This window comes from Acidobacteriota bacterium, assembly GCA_016208495.1.
Taxonomy (GTDB): domain Bacteria; phylum Acidobacteriota; class Blastocatellia; order Chloracidobacteriales; family Chloracidobacteriaceae; genus JACQXX01.
Window position 1 is genome coordinate 100,135 of sequence record JACQXX010000109.1, and the last position, 18,527, is coordinate 118,661.

An 18,527-nucleotide genomic window follows, 5' to 3' on the forward strand; every position below is an offset into this window, starting at 1 on the left:
AAACCCGGAACCCGGAACCCGGAACCCCGACCCCTGAAAGGAATCACTATGTGGAATCAAGAAAAATCAAGTTGTGGCGTTGGTTTTGTGGCCAGTCTCCATCAGGTCAGCAACCACGAAAATCTACAACAGGCACTCCATGCACTCCGGTGTGTTGAACATCGCGGTGCCTGCGGCGCTGATCTTGAAACCAGTGACGGAGCCGGGGTAATGACCGATATTCCCTTTGAATTGCTGGGGTTTGAGAAACATTCCGTTGGCGTGGCGCAATTGTTTTTGCCGCAGGACGAACCGTATCGAAAAGAAATTCTAGCGATTTTTGAAGACACCTTTGCTTTTCTCGATGTTGAATTGATTGGCTATCGTGAGGTACCGATCAACGCCGAAGTGCTTGGACCGCAGGCACGACAGACGATGCCGGTGCTCGTTCAGGCATTTTTGCGCCGTCCAGTTCATTGCACCACGGTGGATTCATTCAACAAGCTGCTCTATATCGGAAAACAACACGCCCGCACCAGGGTAATTCGCCGGTTTTCGAATTACGAGGTGTTTTTCTCGTCAATTTCTGCGGAAACAATTGTGTATAAAGCACTTGTGCGATCAGAAAAGCTTGATCAATTTTATCTGGATTTGCAATCTCCCCAGTATCGCACCCGGTTTGCACTCTTTCATCGCCGATTCAGCACCAACACCAGCACGGCCTGGGATAAGGCCCAACCGTTTCGCCTGATTGCGCACAATGGCGAAATCAATACGATTGCCGGCAACCGGTCGTGGGCCTACTCGCGGGAAAAAACACTCGGCTTGCAGGCCAACGAACTGATTACCCATCACGGCATCAGCGACAGCGGCAGCCTCAATGAAATGGTCGAAGCCCTCCGATATCGCAGCCACCTGGCCAATATCAATGACATTTTGGCGATCATGATGCCGCCGGCGGATCGGCAAAATGACTACTACACGTTTTGGGCGCGCACGATGGAACCGTGGGACGGGCCGGCGATTATTCTATTTTCAGACGGCAACCTGGTCGGCGCCAGACTTGACCGCAATGGATTCCGGCCTGGCCGCTGGATGCTCACCGAAGGCCATTTCTATGTGTGTTCTGAAGCTGGCGCCTTTGCGCTCAACGAAAGCGATATCCGGTTTAAAGGAGCACTTCATGCTGGAAATGCGGTGACGGTCAATTTACGAACTGGACTGGTGAGCTTTGAAGACCCAAGCACCATTGCCGCTTATCAAGGTGTGCGGTTTGATCCACGCCTGGTGTCATTACCGGCCACAACGCAGTTGCAAGCAGCCGGCATGGCCGACAAAACGGTGTTTGGGTACACCGAGGAAGATTCAAACCGCATCCTGCTGCCGATGATGGCCACCGGCAAGGAGCCAATTGGTTCAATGGGTGACACCGCCCGGCTGGCAGTGCTTTCCGATGAACCACGTTCGTTTTTTGATTTCTTCTATCAGGATTTCGCCCAGGTGACCAATCCGCCAGTTGATTACCTGCGCGAAACGATAGCCACCGATTTGACGGTGTTTCTGGGGTCGAAACCCAATATTTTCATTCCAACCGAATTGATCCCACCGCGCCCGGCGATCCGACTTGAGCATCCAGTTCTGAGCCTCCAGCAAATTTCAGAATTAAAAGCCCTGACCACCGATCATTCGCAGGAAGTCGGCATTCGGGCCGTGGTGCTTGATACCACATTTGATGCAACCGAGGGCGTGGCCGGATTTGATTTGGCGATTGACGAACTCACCCGTAAAGGATTGACCGCCGTTGAACATGGCACGGCGGTGGTGATCCTGAGTGATCGCCAGGCTGGGCATCATCGCCTGCCGATCCCTTCCCTGCTGGCCCTACGGGCGCTGGTCAATGCGCTCAACGAATCTGGATTGAAGCTCAAAGCGTCACTGGTGGTTGAGTCGGGTGAGATTCGCAGTTCGCACCACGTCGCGGCGCTGATCGGATTTGGTGCCACCGCCGTGTGTCCCTATCTGGCGCTCGAAATTGCCCGGTTTGAACCCAATGCCAAACTTGAAGGCATCGCCCCAGAACAGCGCGAAGCCAATCTGATTGCGGCGCTCCGGTCGGGACTCCTGAAAATCATGGCCAAGATGGGGATTTCCGTGCTGCGGAGTTATCAAAATGCCCGGCTGTTTACCATTCTTGGACTTGGCCGGAATCTGGTGAATTTCTATTTTCCAGGGATGGAAAGCGTTGTCGGCGGGTTTGAACTGGAGCACATCGTGGATCTGGTTCGACTCAACGCCACCCGGTCAGAAGCGGCCATGGCGGTCGGAAGCGGGAAACTGCTCCACACGTATCAGTTCCGCGAACACACTCAGGGCACGGCAGGTGAAAAACACGCCATGACCACGACTCGGGCGCGAATGATCCACAAACTGGTTCGTGAAACCGGGCATTCGCTGAGTTCGCCGGAACTCTATGATCACTATTTGAAACAGGGAGAAGACAGCGCCCCGGTGACCTTTCGTCACCTGTTCCGCTTAAAAACCGAATTGCCCGCGCTTGGGCTCAATCAGGTCGAACCGATGTCAGACATTTTATGGCGGTTTGGAACTGGCGGAATGTCGTTTGGCGCCATCAGCGCCGAATCACAGCGCGATTTGATCACCGCCATGCGCGAGGTCCGCGCCCGCAGCAACAGCGGCGAAGGCGGCGAAAATCCCTTTTATTTCGCTGAAGGCATCACCGCCACCACCAAACAGGTGGCCTCCGGGCGATTTGGCGTGACGGCTGAATATTTGATTTCAGCCCAGGAAATCCAGATTAAAATTGCCCAGGGGGCCAAACCCGGCGAAGGTGGCCAGTTGATGGCAGTGAAAGTCACCCCTGAAATTGCCAGGGCACGCCATTCGCCAGTCAATATTGATCTGATTTCTCCGCCGCCGATGCACGATATTTACAGCATCGAAGACCTGAAAGAGCTTATTTACGAACTCAAACAGCTTCATCCGTCAGCCAAAGTCAGCGTCAAACTGGTTTCCGGGGTCAATATTGACACGATTGCCGTCGGTGTGGCGAAAGCCGGGGCTGACATCATCCACATCTCTGGCGGAGACGGCGGCACCGGTGCCGCCGGGCTCGGTTCGATGAAACACGCCGGGCTGCCCTGGGAACTGGGTCTGGTCGCCGTGCATCGGGCACTGGTCGCCAATCATCTGCGCCAATCCATTACACTTCGAGTAGACGGCGGTTTGCACACGGGCAAGGATCTCGTACTGGCAGCGGCGCTTGGCGCGGAGGAATTTGACTTTGGCAAGCTCCTGCTCGTCGCCGAAGGGTGCATTATGGCGCGGATTTGCGAAACCAATCGCTGTCCGGCAGGCATTGCCACCCACGATCCGAAATTCAAAGCCAAATACCAGGGAACACCAACTCACGTGGTGCGGATGCTCGAATACCTTGCCGAAGACGTCCGCCGTCACCTGGCACGGCTGGGCTTTACCACGCTCACTGATCTGGTGGGCCGGATTGATCTGGTCGAGACCGATCCACGCTTTACCCAACTCGTCGCCGAACGCAATCTGGATCTGAGCTTTTTCTTTCAAACCGTGCTGTCTGGTTCGAAAGCCGCGTTTGACCTGACCACCAGTCTGGCCTATGTACCAGTCAGCCCGTTGAATGAATTTCTGGTCAACCGGGCCAAACCAGCGCTTGATCATCAGACGCCGTTTCGAATCGAATGCGGCATCCGCAGTACCGACCGGGCCGCACTCGCGACCTTGTCCGGGGTAATCGCCGAAACCATGTATCATCAACGCGGTCACTCAGAACCAGGAACTCAACCGCCAGCGACCAACCGGATTCAGGTGGATTTTGTCGGGAGTGCGGGTCAAGGATTTGGGGTATTTCTGGTGGATGGCATCGAGACCCGGCTCTTTGGCGAGGCCAACGACTCGGTCTGCAAAGGGATGTCTGGCGGAAAAGTGGTGATTCGCCCCCATCCGCATTCAAAATTAGAACCCGAGAAAAACACAATCATCGGCAACTGTGCGCTCTATGGCGCCACAGGGGGCAAACTGTTTATCAATGGGCTGGCCGGTGACCGGTTTGCGGTTCGCAATAGCGGAGCACTCGCCGTGGTCGAAGGCGTCGGCCTTCACGCCTGTGAATATATGACCAACGGTATTGTGGTAATCCTCGGCAAAATCGGGTTGAACCTTGGTGCCGGAATGACTGGCGGGAAAATCTACCTTCACAGTCAACCGGATCTTTCCAGAATCAATCAAAACTACGTTCAACTTCAACAGTTAACGAATCAAGATGCTGATGAACTGGTGCACCTCCTCGGCGAATATGCAGCGGAAACTGACAGCCTCCGGGCTCAAGCCATGGTGCGATCATTTGCGACTCTCCGTGCGGAGTTTTGGAAGATCATTCCTGGAAAAGCATAGGGTTCGGGGTTCAGGGTTCAGGGCTCAGGGTTCAGGGTTCAGGGTTCAGGGTTCAGGGTTCAGGGTTCAGGGTTCAGGGTTTTCGAAGAAATGTCACCCTGTCACCCTGTCACCTTGTCACCTTGTCACCTTGTCACCTTGTCACCCTGTCACCCTGTCACCTTGTCACCCTGTCACCCTGTCACCTTGTCACCTTGTCACCTTGTCACCCTGTCACCTTGTCACCCTGTCACCTTGTCACCCTGTCACCTTGTCACCTTGTCACCTTGTCCCTTTGTCATTCCCTCCCACTTTATCCCCTGTTTGGCTTATATTCTCAGTGTTTGGCTTAAAAATTGCTCCTCTCAAACCCAAATTGGCTTGAAAGCAGGAATGCCAGCTTTTTCTGCCTCATCACTGAAGTCAATTTTATGATTTTTCTGCCTAACCTGGCCCATTTTCCTCAATACCCGTACTATGGCACTCAATACCCAAAAGAAGAATGACCTGCAACTTCCCAGGCTGGCAGGCATCCTGGTGACGGGTATCGGTTTCTTGACGCTTTTGAGTTGGAAACTTGGCATTGAGGCCCCGCTCTCGGTCATTGAAGGCTTTCCAAAAATGTCGCCAACCACCGCACTGGCATTTGTTTGTGCTGGATTGGTGCTGATTCTCCGTCCAACCAGGCCGACTCAGGTCAGTCGCCGGATTGGATCACAAGTCCTGGCCAGCATTGTTCTAGGAATTGGGCTGATCAGCCTCAGTGGTCATCTGGGCGGACTTGGAATGGAGGGCGAACAGTTGCCGCGGATGTGGGATCACCCATCCCTGCGTTCGCTTATTGGGTTACCCGCGCCGGCAACAGCCTTGTGTTTTTCATTCCTTGGAATCAGTTTGTTGATGGTGGCGACAAATTATCAGCGATGGATCCTCGGTCAGCAGATATTTGCCTTCCTGACAGCAATTATCCTATTAACTGTTTTTTTATCATATATTTATAGTGCTTCACCAATTCACCAAACATCACCTATCGGTGGGACTGCTCTTCCAACGCTCTGTGTGATGGCAGTTTTGAGCCTGGGGATTTTGGGGGTCAATGCCCAAAGTAGCCTTATGGTGTTGATCACCAATCGTCACCCTGGCGGGGTTATTGCCCGATGGTCAACTCTCTTATTTACAACGATTTTGCTGGTGTTGGGTGAATTTCGGCTGCATGGGCAATTATCTGGATTGTTTTCTCTTGAAATTGGTCTTTCGATGATGATAGCCCTCACCATTGTCCTGGTGGCCGGCCTGATGATGTGGGCGTCAAATTTGCAATTGAAACACCAGGTTCAAATGCAGCAAGTCAACGAAAAGCTCCGCTCACGCGAACAACATTTCCGGACCCTGACCACGCTCGCACCGGTTGGAATTTTTCTCAATAACGCTGAAGGTGAGTGCATTTTTGTGAACGAAGCCTGGTCTGAAATCACCGGGTTGCCGGCTGAAGAAGGGTATGGCCAAAAATGGCTTCAAACTATTCATCCTGATGATCTGGAGCACATCCAACTTCAGTGGCAGCGATGCACAATCCTGGGTGAAGAAGTTTCGTTTGAGGTTCGGGTTCTGCGTCTGGATAGCACCACTGCCTGGGTCTCAGGTCGAATACGCCCGGTCAAAAACCGACCCGGAGAGGTTATCGGCTATGTGGGAACCGTGATGGACATCACAGAATCACGTCAGCTTGAGGAAATGCTCCACGAACGAGAAGCAACCCTGCGGGCATTAGGGGATAACCTGCCGAACGGTGCCATTTTCCAGGTTAAACATGACCGGGATGGCAAACCACATTTCAATTATTTTAGTGCGGGTATCGAACGCATTATCGGGATCCCTCGGGAAGCCATTTTTGCTGACCCTTCAGTGCTGATGCAGCAACTGAGCGAAGCCGATCAGGTGAGGTTCAACCAGGCCGTTGAGCGAGCCCAGCAAACGCAAAGCCTGGTTGATGAACAGGTACTCAAGCAAACTCCCCATCGAGGACCGGTGTGGACGCATATTCGAACCTCTCCCCGAAAACTCGCCGATGGAAGCATCGTCTGGGACGGCATCGAATTTGATATTACCGAAAGCAAACAGATGGAGGCCGAACTCCGCCGAAGCAAGGAGCTGTTCCAGGCAATCTTTGAAGAATCCGCCGACGCCCTGTTTCTGGTTGATGCCGAGACAACTCTGATTACCGATTGCAACCAGCGGGTCGTGGAAATGTTTGAAGGCGAATCCAAAGCTGATTTCATCGGCACCTATGGCGAACACCTCCAAAAATACCGTTTTACCCCCGACGAACTGGTATCACTCAGGGAACAGGCCCGCTCGGGAAATTTTGTTAGCCTTGAACGCGAATATGTCACCAAAAAAGGAAATGAATTTTGGGGAAATCTGGCCTTTAAACTGATTGATGTTGGTGGAACCCGATTGCAACTGGTCCGGGTCACCGATATTACGATCCGAAAACAGGCTGAGACAGCCTTGCGCAACAGCGAGCAACGGTTTCGGACGATGTTTGATACTGCCTTTCAAATGTCCGGGTTGCTGACACCCGAAGGTCTTGTCCTGCAGGCCAATCAAGCCGCCCTGGATTTTGCGGCACTCACGATTGACGACGTCATCAACCAACCCGTGTGGGAAACTTCCTGGTTTTCCCATTCGATTCAGGTTCAGGAAGACCTCAAACAGGCGATCCAGCAAGCTCGTCAAGGAGAGTTTATTCGCTATGAGGTTGAGGTGATGGCCGCCGGCGGACACATCCGCACCCTTGATTTCTCAATCAAACCCGTCTTTGATGATCAGGGAAAAGTGTCCTGGCTCTTGCCTGAAGGACGTGACATCACCGACTGGCTTCAAGCTCAGACGGACCTGATCAAAGCCCGGGAACAAGCCGAACAGGCGTCGAAAGCCAAATCAGAATTTCTCGCAACCATGAGCCACGAAATCCGCACCCCGATGAATGGCGTGATTGGAATGTGCAACCTGTTGCTTGAAACCGAGTTAACCCCACTCCAAAAGGAATATTCCGAAACCATTTATCGGTCAGGCGAAGCACTGCTCCTGATCATCAACGACATTCTGGATTTCTCAAAAATTGAGGCTGGAAAACTTGAGGTCGAACATGTTCCATTTGAATTGCAGCCAGTCCTGGAGGGCGTTATGGACTTGCTCGCCGAATCCGCCCAGCGGAAACAGGTGGAATTTACCTGTGTCGTCTCACCCAACGTTCCACAAACACTATCTGGAGATCCAGCCCGGCTTCGTCAGGTTCTCACCAACCTGCTCAGTAATGGCATTAAATTTACGGATCAAGGCGAGGTGACGCTTCGGGTATCACTCGTCAGTCAGGGTATCGGGCAAGTTCGCCTCCGATTTGAAATCAAGGACACTGGAATCGGTATTTCACCAAAGCGGCAGCCGCTGTTGTTTCAGCCATTTAGTCAGGTAGATTCCAGCAACACCCGACGCTTTGGAGGCACTGGCCTTGGACTGGTCATTTCCAAAAAACTGATTGAAGCCATGCAGGGGGAAGTTCAGTTTGAAAGTCAGATGAACCAGGGAACCAGGTTCTGGTTTGAAATTGAGTTCCCAATTCAAGCCCAGATACCACCGATGTGGGATCTCCCCCAATCGGTTTCCACCCGACGAATACTGGTGGTGGAAGATCACCCGCCCTGTCTTGAACTGATTATCCAAATGCTGGCAACCTGGCACCTCCCCTTTGACCAGGCGACCACGGCGGAATCGGTACTGGACAAAATCCAGGGAGCAGAGTTGACCACCCCCCCGTTTGATACCATCATTCTTGATATCACTCAGCCTGGACTGGATCTTTCCATCCTGATCGAAACCTTGCCGCACCATCTGATCTCAGAGAAAAACCTGATTTTGCTTGTTCCCTGGGGTCAAAGCCAGTTTGTCCAGCTTCCCAATCAATTCAAAACAGTCCGGTATCTTCAAAAACCGATTCGCCTGCAACAGCTTTTTGAGAGCCTGTTTCCGGAAGATCAACCGGCGGGTGCTGGTGCTGGCGCCTCTTGCTCAGTTGAATCGGCTGATTCAACTTCACAATTTGCCGGGTGCCGGGTGCTGATGGTTGAAGACAATGTTATCAACCAGCGGGTCACGCTGTACCAGCTCAAGAGGCTTGGGGTTGAAGTTCATATCGCCAACAACGGACGAGAGGCCCTGGTCGCCTTGCAAAAATCCAGGTACGATCTGGCTCTCATGGACTGCCAGATGCCGGAAATGGATGGATATGAAGCAACCCGTCAGTATCGTCAATGCGAAGCAACCGGAACGCATTTGCCGATCATTGCCCTGTCAGCCAATGCCTACTCTGAAAACAAACACCGGTGCCTTGAGGTTGGAATGGATGATTTTATTTCTAAACCGGTCAAACTTTCAGACTTAGAGCGTGTTATAAAACAATGGATTGTCAAAGCCCAACCCGCCCTGCCTCTGCCTGCTATGCCTGTCAGTCAACCGCCGATTCTTGATCCAGCCGCACTGACCAGACTCCGAGCCATGGTCGGAGAAACAAATCACGAGTTATTTCTTGAAATGATTGATTTGTTTTTGACTGAAAATGCGCTTTCGCTCTCTAAACTGGCACAGGCCGTCCAGGAACAGGACGCGACTGGGGTGCTCAAGCTCGCTCACCGACTCCGGGGTTCCAGCCTGCAATTTGGGGCTGGGCGTATGGTTCAACTCTGTCAGGAAATTGAACAAAGAGGTCGTGACAAAAAGCTTGAAGGTGTTGAAACATTACTGACTCAACTCCAACATGAATTTGAGCAAACTCAGGTAGCCTTCCAGGTTGAGAAGGGACAACCACCTGAAGATCCTCATCGCCGAAGATGAGCCTCTTACCCGGTTGGTTCTGCAAAAAGCACTGGAAGGAGCTGGACACGAAGTCATTACCGCAGATGATGGGCTTGAAGCGTTTGAAAAGTACTGTGTCAGCCGTGCCCGTGTGGTCGTGAGCGACTGGGAAATGCCCGAAATGAGTGGTCTCGAATTATGTCAGATTATTCGTGAACGGCCATCCGTCGAATACACCTATTTTTTAAGTACCTTACCGAAAATTTCCAGACATTTTAACCACGGAAAACACGGAAAACACGGAAAAAAATCAAGCACTTACCAAATCCAATATCTCAGGAAACTTATGACAAGGTACTTAGGTGACCGGCAGAAAACCCCGGAATTTATTCCGGGGATGAATGCCGTCCGACTCAATAGGGATTGGTCATGACTTCATAATCAGCAACTTCGTAAACAACACTCCAGCGTGGATTGGTTGAAGAATACAAAACCGACACCATATCTCCATTGTTCACCAGCGCATAAGCATCGGCGGAAACTTCCATTTTCCCTTGCTGTGTTCCCTCTTTCGGCACGTCAAACTGATATTCAACATAATAGGAAGTTGATTTCCCGCTGCTGACGGACTTGCCGGTAATGCGGCCAGGGGCCGGCCAGCCGTTTCGGACCAGCCACCGGTTGATCAGTGGCCGAATATAGAATGCCCACAGAAAAACTGACACAATCCCATTCCAAAACAAGGCCATGCCAGTTGAAACCATCACTTTCACAATGTGCGCATCCATTGCCCCTGGATATTTCAACTGGGTGAATTTTGTTCCAGGGAGCGGAAAAACTTTGACTTCCACCACGTCATTTTGATGGAAGGTGTCAAAAACGGCTTTGGGAACGGTTGTCTGGTCGCGATGGTCGCTTCCAAAATGCTGGTAGCGGAAATGGACCTCATAGGCGGTTGTGTTTTTTGACCCACGGGTTGTCTTCAACTCGGTCACTTGTGCCGGCACAGTGGTTCCAAAAACCAGAAACAACCAGCTCCCGATCATAAACATAATCAACCCAATCCCAACCAGCGTGTGCGGTAAAATGAAAATCTGTTGAAATCCAATCAACCATCCACGGCCAGAACGCCGACGAATCGGACGCGGCGGAAGCAGCGTCAATTCTTTTTTGACATTAAGTGAAATCGGTGGCGGACCCGGAACTGGGACGTGGGCCTGTCCCCGATGTGATTCAGGTCTGGTCTCGCTTTGAACGGGTGAAGCTCCAAAAACCGGAGGCAGAGGCAGCGTTTCAAAGACATCGTCTTGTAATTTCCAGCGCGCCTGAGGCCACTGGCTCAGCCAGATTTGGTAGGTCTGGGCAATACGCGGATCTTTGGCCTCAACGCGCAAGGTTTTGAGCGGTTTTTCGAGTATATGGATGACCAGGGAGGACACCGCCATAACGACTGTGAAAATGATCAGGTGCCGACTATCGCTTGAGGGCAACATTTTGGCTGCCAGTAACCCCAGCAGTAACACCAAATACCCACCTCCTCCAAGAATCAAGAGAAAGGCCAGCTTCATGTTCTGATTGATAGCGGCTTTGACCAGTTCCAGATCCTTGCGAGTCCGAATCACGTCTCCAAGTTGAGTCCGAACGTCAGAGATTCGCTTCATTGAGATAACAGCCAGCAACAGATACCCGGCCAACGGAAGCAAGCTCAAATACCAGTGTTCAAAAAAAGAGTTCATCGCGGTACCTCCATTGCGGGTCAGGGGTTTTCGAAACCAGGCTCCAAGTATCAAGCACCAAAGAGTGGTTAGTGGTCAGTGGTTAGAAAGCAATACTTTCGAAGAAGCACCAGTCACCAGGTTTTTCTGAAATCATACCCCCAAACTTTTTCCCAGTGTGAAATAAATCAAATCCTCGCTGGATTTCGCCGGCATAACCCAAAAATAAATCCCCTCGACAATTTTTAGGATGATTCACAATGCCGCTCGAAATCCCAGAGGAGAACAGCATGAGTAGCGAACATTCTGCTTCCCAGGCGCTCACTGATCAGACACAGCTTGCCAACTTTGAAAGCCACGTTTTTCCACACACCGCCGTGCTGCTTCGGAGTGCAATCCGCATGTGGGGCAATCCCACCGAGGCGGAGGATATTGTGCAAGACACGCTGCTTCGCGCCTGGAAATATTGGGATCGGTTCGAACCAGGCACCAACTGTCGGGCCTGGCTCTTTCGAATCATGATCAATGTCATCAACCGTCGCCGTGAAGGACTCGAAGCCGGGTCCGCCCACGTCGCCGCCCATGAACCGGAAATCACCAACGTCTTGCGGTTTGAACCGCGCATTGAGCTTGACGAACACGGTACGCTCCATGCCCTGGAAAAACTGCCGGCAGATTATCGGGATGTGTTGATGCTGGTCCTGGTCGAAGAGCTTTCTTACAAGGAAGCCGCCTTGATGCTCAATATCCCAATGGGGACGGTCATGTCACGCCTGCACCGTGCCCGCCAAATGATGAAAAAACTCCTTCGCCCAGGAAGTAGTACCAGCAATGAAGCAGCCACTTCTCATTGAGTTCACAAAGAGCTGTCGGGAGAGGAAAAAGAGGTCAGTATGAATCAGATGCAGTGTGAACAGGTAAATGATCTTTTGTCAGCTTATGTTGACAATGAAGTTGATACCGTGACGGCCATGAAAATTGCGCAGCACCTTGAACGGTGTCAGGCATGTCGCCACGAGTTCCAACTGACCAAACAGGTCTCGGATGTGCTCAAAACGGCGGTCAAAGGGGCCCCAGACCTGGAGCCGGCACTCGAAGTGCGTGCGTTTCAACTCAACAATCGAGTACACGGCCTGTTGACAGCCCAACTCGGAAAACCAAAACCGCCCATTTCAGGCGAAATTCCTCGACTTGAAGCGGAAGCCGTGCCACCGCCAGACGAACTGCCGGCCATTGTTGTGGCACTCAAACCCAAATGGACGGTGGGCCGGGTCGCGAGAACCATCCTGGCGATTGCTGCCTCACTGGTGGTGATGGTCGGACTCGGCTACGGAAGTTTTCTCTACTGGCTTGAGCACAGCGGGTCATTTTCGGTGGCCATTGCCCGTGACTATCGGGTCTGCAACGGCAATCCAGCATTGGTCGCCTGGTACCGGGACGGACATCCAGCGCCGGATCCGGCGCCGATTGATGCGGTTGGAAGAAAACTCAAACAGATGGGCTATGCTCCCGATGGACTGGCATTGTGCAAAATCGGGGGCGTGCCGTTTGTCCACACGTTTTACATGCGCGACAATCAGCCATTGTCAGTTTACTTTGGTCCCAAACAGGCAGTGGCGTTTCTCAAATCTGAACAGGGAGATGCCAAACCCGGCCAGGTGTACGAAGCTCAAAAAGACACAATCGCCATGTCAGCCTTCGTTTCCGCAAATGAAGAGCACGTCTGGGTGGTTGCCGGCGAGCTTCCACGAACTCAGATCAATGACATCACCCACAACCTGATGTCGGAAACACTCGCCAAGAAGGAATGAAGAAACCATATAGTGGTTCGTGGTTCGTGGTTAATGGCTAGTGGTTAGTGATTAGTTCTTGGTACTTGGTATTTCTTTGAAAGTATTGATTTCTAGCCACGAACCACGAACCACTATGTATTTTCTTCATTCTTCATTCTTCATCAGAGTTGCTTTTCGTCAGGAAAACTGGAAATATTTCCGGCACTGCTATACAAATTCAAATCCTTTATTCATTTCGGGATCCCTATCCCACACGTTGAAGTTTTCGGGAGGCGAGATGGTTGACAATGACTGATGCATCCAGCATTGCGTTCAGTGCTGATGCAAAGCCAACGCCCACTTCCCGCAAAACATCAGTTGAACCGACTGAGTGAGATTGACACACGCGTGCTAAGTCTCACTCATTATTGTTTTTAGGCATTTGAATTTCGAGACATCAGGGAGCGCGAAATCTCATGACAAATCCAGTTTCTGTTGACGAACCTTCTACACCGAAGCGGATACCACTCAATCCGGACCTTAAAAGTCCGCGGGCTCAAGAATTTGAAGACAAGCTGCTGGCCCGGATCGTGGGTCAGGAACGAGCTGTCCGACGACTTGTCAACCTGTATCAGATTTATCTGGCAGGGCTTTCGAATCCTGGGCGTCCCATCGGGACAATGCTATTCCTTGGGCCCACTGGCTCGGGAAAAACCCGCGTGGTCGAAGCCGCCGCTGAAGTTTTATTCGCTGATTCCAACGCCGTTATCAAAATTGACTGTGCCGAATTTCAGCACAGCCACGAAGTCGCCAAATTGATTGGTTCTCCACCAGGATATCTGGGTCATCGTGAAACAGCCCCGATGTTGACCCAGGAGAACCTGGACCGCTATCACAGCGAACGGGATCAATTGACCTTTGTCTTATTTGATGAAATTGAAAAAGCTTCAGACGCGCTCTGGCAGTTGTTGCTGGGGATTTTGGACAAGGCGACGCTGACGCTGGGCGATAATCGCCGGGTTGACTTCTCGCGCACGATGATTATTTTGACCAGTAACCTGGGTGCCCGCGAGATGTCGGAATTGATCACCGGCAGCATTGGATTTGCCCCACCCCGAATGGGACGCGATCAGGAAGCCAATGACGAAATTGATCAAAAGATTTATCGCACTGCCCTGGAAGCCGCAAAACGAAAGTTCTCTCCGGAATTTATGAACCGGATTGATAAGGTAGTAGTCTTCCGCTCACTCAAAGAACATCATTTGCAGATGATTCTGGACCTCGAATTGAAAGCGGTTCAGGATCGCATTATGAAGAGTGCGTCAGAGAAATTTGTCTTTAAGTGTTCAGATGGCGCCAAACGCTTTTTGCTCGATGAAGGCATTGATTTCAAATATGGCGCCCGCCACCTCAAACGCGCCATCGAACGATTTTTGGTGTACCCGATTTCCAATCTGGTCGCGACCGAACAGGTTCACACCGGCGACCTGGTTTTGATTGATCTGGCTGATGATCGAAGCAAATTGACCTTTATCAAAGAAGAAGGCGGCGCACTCATCCTGGCACCGGGTACCGAATACGCCAAAATTTTCGGTCTGGAAGACACTGATTCAGGTGAACGCTTTATCCCGGCCCGGGTGGCATCGGCTTCAATTCACCCACGCGATTCAAACTCATAAGTGACAAGGTGACAAGTGACAAGGTGACAAGGTGACCTTTTGACAGGGTGACAAATGACAGGGTGACAAGGTGACGGAATGAAACGTTCCAAGATGTATGCACCGTGGTCACTCTGTCACCTTGTCACCCACTCACCCACTCACCCTGTCACCTTGTCAAAAGGTCACCCTGTCACGTTGTCATTTGGCACCGAACGCTGGCAGGCGGATCGTAAAACAACTCCCCACACCAGGCTGGCTCTGAACGGCGATGTTTCCACCGTGAGCCGCCACAATCCGTTTCACAATTGCCAGTCCAAGCCCAACCCCAAGCTGCGCTTTTCGAGAAGATACCTGCCGATAGGGGTCAAACAAATAGGGTATTTCCTCGGCTGGAATCCCTTCCCCGGTGTCAGAAACGGCAACTTCCACAAACAGCATTCCTTCCTCAACCCCACTGCCGACCACGCTTTTTGCGGCCAGTCGAACCGTTCCCTGGCGAGGTGTAAATTTGACGGCATTTGATAACAGGTTGCTGAGAACCCGTCCAAGTTTGCTGGCATCGGCTTTCACGGGTGGAAGCTGGGCGGCAATATCGGTTTCGACCTGGATTTGATTTACCTGACCAGCCACACGAACTTCTTCAAGGCATTCCTGAAGGAAGGCCCTGGTTTCCAAAGGTTCACAGTGGAGTTTCATGTCCTGTGATTCTGACCGAAATACCTCCAACACTTCTGAAATCAGTGACAACACCTTTTCAACACTCCGGTGAGAGGCATTGACCAGTGGGAGCATACTGGTGTTTTGAACTTCTTTGTCAGTTTCAAAGATTTCAAGCGACGCCTTGACGACACTCAGTGGTGATTTCAAGTCATGCACCAGCATGGCGGTAAAATTGGCTTTGAGTTGATCCAGTTCCCTCAGTTTCAGATTGGCATCAAGGAGTGCCTGCCGCTGGGCATCAAGTTCCTGATTGGCCTGTTCAAGCGCCGCCGCCTGCTCTTCAACCACCGTTTTCTGATTGGTGATTTCCGCATTTTTGAGTTGAAGTTTGTGCTCAGACCGTTTTTTCACAAAATATAAATTGGAGAGCGCCACGATTAACAAAACGGCTGAACCAAATGCCCCTGCCAGCGAAGTTCGGATGGTTGAATTCAACTCAGCTTCCTTGCGCAGAAAGTGGTTCTCTTGCGCCTGTTGTTTTGCCAGGTGCTGGGTGTTGGCCAGGTTCAATGCCTGAATCTGGCGGTCTCGTTCCAGAACCGCCACTTCCCGTTCTTTGGAAGCAATTGAAATTTCCTTCAGTTCCTGTTCCCGCTGCAGATCCTCGATATGATCAGACTGGCGGGCAATTTCGAGTTCCTGGATTTCCTGGCTCCGGTGCAACAATTCGATTTCTTTTTCCTTCTTTTCGGATTCGAATCGCGCCTGGAGCACCTCAATGCGTTTGCTTGATTCTTCGCTGGCAATCGTTTCCTGAACGCCAATCATTTTGCGCACATATTCAAGCGCCTTATCATAGTTTTTCCGAGTTTCATAAAACTCGGAAAGGTCACGCAAAATATTGCGAACCCGTGGCCGTTCCCCGGTGGACTCAGCCAGCGAAAGAGCCTGTTGAAAGTAGGCTTCGGCTTTTGGTTCCTGATGGGTCTGTCCAAAGATCACCGCCATGTTTTCCATCACGGCGGCCATCAATTGCATATCGTTAATGGTTTGGGCCGTTTCCAGTGCCTGTTGAAAATAACTCAGCGCCTTTTCTTTTTGATTGAGACGAAGGTAAATCAGGCCCATGTTGTTTAACCCACGGGCAATTTTAGGTTTACGCCCCATTTCCTGATAAATCCGTATTGCTTGATTCAAACTGTTGAGCGCTTTTTCATACTCACTGGTGCCAAAATAAATCAGCCCCAGATTGTTTTGGGTGTCGGCTAAGCCACCCACATCATTGAGTTGTTCGAAAATCGTGAGTGCCCGCCCCAAATAATCAAGTGCTTTCTTCCCTTCATCAAGCTCACCATACACGATCCCGATGGCCTGGAGCGAAGCGGCAATTCGTGGTTGATCTCCCGACGCTTCGTTGAGTTTGAGTGCCTTGAGGTGATATTCCAGCGACTGGGCAAAGTCGCCAGTCATCGAATAGGTCGTTCCAAGATTATGCAGGGTGGTGCTAATTCCAATTTGATCATTGAGTTCCTCCCGAATCCGGAGGGATTGTCGGTGACAGTCAATCGCTTTTTGGGGTTGGCCGCTGTTTTTGTAGAGTATTCCAAGACCATTGAGTGAAAATGCCGTCGCCCCCGGCTCACCCATCTCTTCGCTCAACTGAATTGCCTTTTGAAAACAGTCAATTGCCCGATCAAGATTGCCATGAAAGCGATTGACCCGGGCAGCTTGCTGGTATGCTCGCAACTGGAGGCGCTTGTGGTTTGTCTTGAGCGCCAGCGTCAGTGCTTTTTCAATCGGCACCAGTGCTTTATCAGGAAACCGTCCATCCAGATAGAGTGTGCTCAAGGTAATCAAGGCCCTGACTTCTTCAATGATATTGCTGGTTGCCTGGGCTTGTTCAAGCGCTGCCTGAGCCAATTCGATGGCTTTGAACGCATTGGTTTTGAGCTGTTGATCAGCTTGATTGTTCAGAAGGCGTGATTGATTCCTGATTTTTGGGGGACGACCATTTGGGTCAAACCGCCTGGGGGGAGATTGGGCCGTTACGGTTCCCGCGATAATCAAACTACTAATCAACCACAAACAATAGCAGAAGATGCGTCTGAATGTGTCTTGCATAGGGCAGTGCTCCAACACGTTCGTCCACGGGTTTGCAAATTAGCCAGGGAGCAAAGGAGCGAAGGAGCGAGGTCCTTCAGCGTCAACTCTCAGAGTGATTATGTCAGCATCTAAACTCTTTGTCTTTCACTACTTCGCTCTTTCACTATTTCACTACTTCACTTTTTCAAGAGGTTTGAAGCCAATTATATGCCGCTTTGGCGGCGGTGGCACCCTGGCCAAAAGCCGTTGACAGGCTTGGGAGCAATGGATGGCAGGTATCTCCGACCGCCCATACTCCAGGAACGGAGGTGGCACCCCAGCGGTCAGTGACGATAAATCCTTCTGAATCAAGATCAAGTTGCCCAACTACCAGGCGGGTGGCCGGCTCGGTTCCGAGCGTGAGAAAGACGCCGTTAACCGGCAGATATTCGATCATCACTGGCTCATCGGGTCGGGCTACTTCCAGTTCCAAACCTGTCACCCGATCATCTCCGAGGATGCGGGTCAAACGAGTAAAGGGTTTCATCGTGATGCGAGGGTCAGTCAAGACCGGTTTCAAGTACATTGCGCGAGCGCGGAACTGGTCTGAGCGATGAATCAATGTCACCTGACAGCCTTCATTGGCCAGCATCAGGGCTTCTTCAAAGGCGCCATCCCCTCCACCAACGATGGCAACGGGTTGGCCCGTATACAGAGCAGCATCCCGTGTGGCGGAAGTACTCACCCCACGACCAGCAAATTCACGCTCTCCGGGAATCCCGAGCCGACGTTTGACCACGCCAAGTGCCAAAATCAGGGCTCGTGCCTGAAATTGTTCTTCGGCAGTCCAAACAGAGTGGGTTGAGGCATTGATTCGGGTAACGGGAGTGTTGACACGCCAGGGAACATCCAGGCTTCGGACGTGCTCTTCCAATCGCTCCGCAATTTCAATTCCGGTCAGTCCCCAAAATCCTGGACAATCAATCAGCCGGTTATAGGTTCTCAGGAGCTGGCCGCCAAGTTGGGCGTTGGCTTCGAGTAACAGTGGGGTGCAGCCAAGTCGTTTGGCCCAGAGCGCGGCGCTGATACCGCCTGGCCCACCGCCAATGATGAGCAAATCGTGCATAGTTTGGTTCCGGGTTCTGGGTTCCGGGTTCCGGGACCTGAAAACCAGAGAACATTCACTGTGTTTGTTAAACCAATTGGGAATTCCCAGTCTGGGCGAACTGATAGTTAAATAATTCAATTAAAAGTATTTATTAAGATATTAACGACTACTTTGTATTACAATTTTGAATTTGAATACCAGAAATCTGCCACTGAACAAGTCTACACTGAAAACAGCATTCTTTCGAAAACCCCGAACCCCGAACCCCGAACCC

10 protein-coding genes are annotated in these 18,527 nt (G+C 51.5%); 7 read left to right on the forward strand and 3 right to left on the reverse strand.

Annotation, left to right across the window (positions count from 1 at the left end):
• Positions 1 to 48: 48 nt before the first annotated feature.
• The 4 genes from gltB (at position 49) to HY774_22480 (ending at position 9,688) form a co-directional block, all read left to right on the forward strand.
• Positions 49 to 4,422 (forward strand): glutamate synthase large subunit, encoded by a 4,374-nt coding sequence (gltB, locus tag HY774_22465; GenBank protein ID MBI4751253.1) that lies wholly within the window; start codon positions 49 to 51, stop codon positions 4,420 to 4,422.
• A 90-nt stretch (positions 4,423 to 4,512) separates the two neighbouring features.
• Positions 4,513 to 4,836, forward strand: coding sequence for a hypothetical protein (locus HY774_22470; GenBank protein MBI4751254.1), 324 nt, complete (start codon positions 4,513 to 4,515; stop codon positions 4,834 to 4,836).
• 42 nt (positions 4,837 to 4,878) lie between these two features.
• The gene (locus tag HY774_22475) at positions 4,879 to 9,294 is read left to right on the forward strand and encodes a PAS domain S-box protein (protein MBI4751255.1); all 4,416 of its coding nucleotides are present in this window, start codon (positions 4,879 to 4,881) and stop codon (positions 9,292 to 9,294) included.
• A 13-nt stretch (positions 9,295 to 9,307) separates the two neighbouring features.
• Complete coding sequence (locus tag HY774_22480; protein ID MBI4751256.1) at positions 9,308 to 9,688, forward strand: response regulator; 381 nt, start codon at positions 9,308 to 9,310, stop codon at positions 9,686 to 9,688.
• Here HY774_22480 and HY774_22485 read toward each other — a convergent pair.
• Positions 9,669 to 10,991 carry a hypothetical protein gene (locus tag HY774_22485; protein MBI4751257.1) on the reverse strand — a complete coding sequence of 441 codons (1,323 nt, stop codon included), beginning with the start codon at positions 10,989 to 10,991 and terminating at the stop codon, positions 9,669 to 9,671. The genes HY774_22480 and HY774_22485 overlap by 20 nt on opposite strands.
• A 269-nt stretch (positions 10,992 to 11,260) precedes the next feature.
• Between HY774_22485 and HY774_22490 the strand changes: the two genes are divergently transcribed.
• The 3 genes from HY774_22490 to HY774_22500 all read left to right on the forward strand — a co-directional run bounded on the left by HY774_22490 (position 11,261) and on the right by HY774_22500 (position 14,421).
• Positions 11,261 to 11,824: a sigma-70 family RNA polymerase sigma factor gene (locus tag HY774_22490; protein MBI4751258.1), complete on the forward strand. Its 564-nt coding sequence runs from the start codon at positions 11,261 to 11,263 to the stop codon at positions 11,822 to 11,824.
• A gap of 39 nt (positions 11,825 to 11,863) precedes the next feature.
• Positions 11,864 to 12,781, forward strand: a complete 918-nt coding sequence (locus HY774_22495) for a zf-HC2 domain-containing protein (protein MBI4751259.1) — start codon at positions 11,864 to 11,866, stop codon at positions 12,779 to 12,781.
• A gap of 437 nt (positions 12,782 to 13,218) precedes the next feature.
• Entirely contained in the window at positions 13,219 to 14,421 is a 1,203-nt protein-coding gene (locus HY774_22500; GenBank protein MBI4751260.1) for an ATP-dependent Clp protease ATP-binding subunit, read from the forward strand.
• 180 nt (positions 14,422 to 14,601) lie between these two features.
• On the opposite strand, the gene HY774_22505 is transcribed toward HY774_22500, so the two are convergent.
• Together HY774_22505 and HY774_22510 are read right to left on the reverse strand one after the other, a co-directional pair.
• Positions 14,602 to 17,184 (reverse strand): tetratricopeptide repeat protein, encoded by a 2,583-nt coding sequence (locus HY774_22505; GenBank protein MBI4751261.1) that lies wholly within the window; start codon positions 17,182 to 17,184, stop codon positions 14,602 to 14,604.
• A gap of 166 nt (positions 17,185 to 17,350) precedes the next feature.
• Positions 17,351 to 18,271 carry an FAD-dependent oxidoreductase gene (locus HY774_22510; GenBank protein ID MBI4751262.1) on the reverse strand — a complete coding sequence of 307 codons (921 nt, stop codon included), beginning with the start codon at positions 18,269 to 18,271 and terminating at the stop codon, positions 17,351 to 17,353.
• Between the last annotated feature and the right edge of the window lie 256 nt (positions 18,272 to 18,527).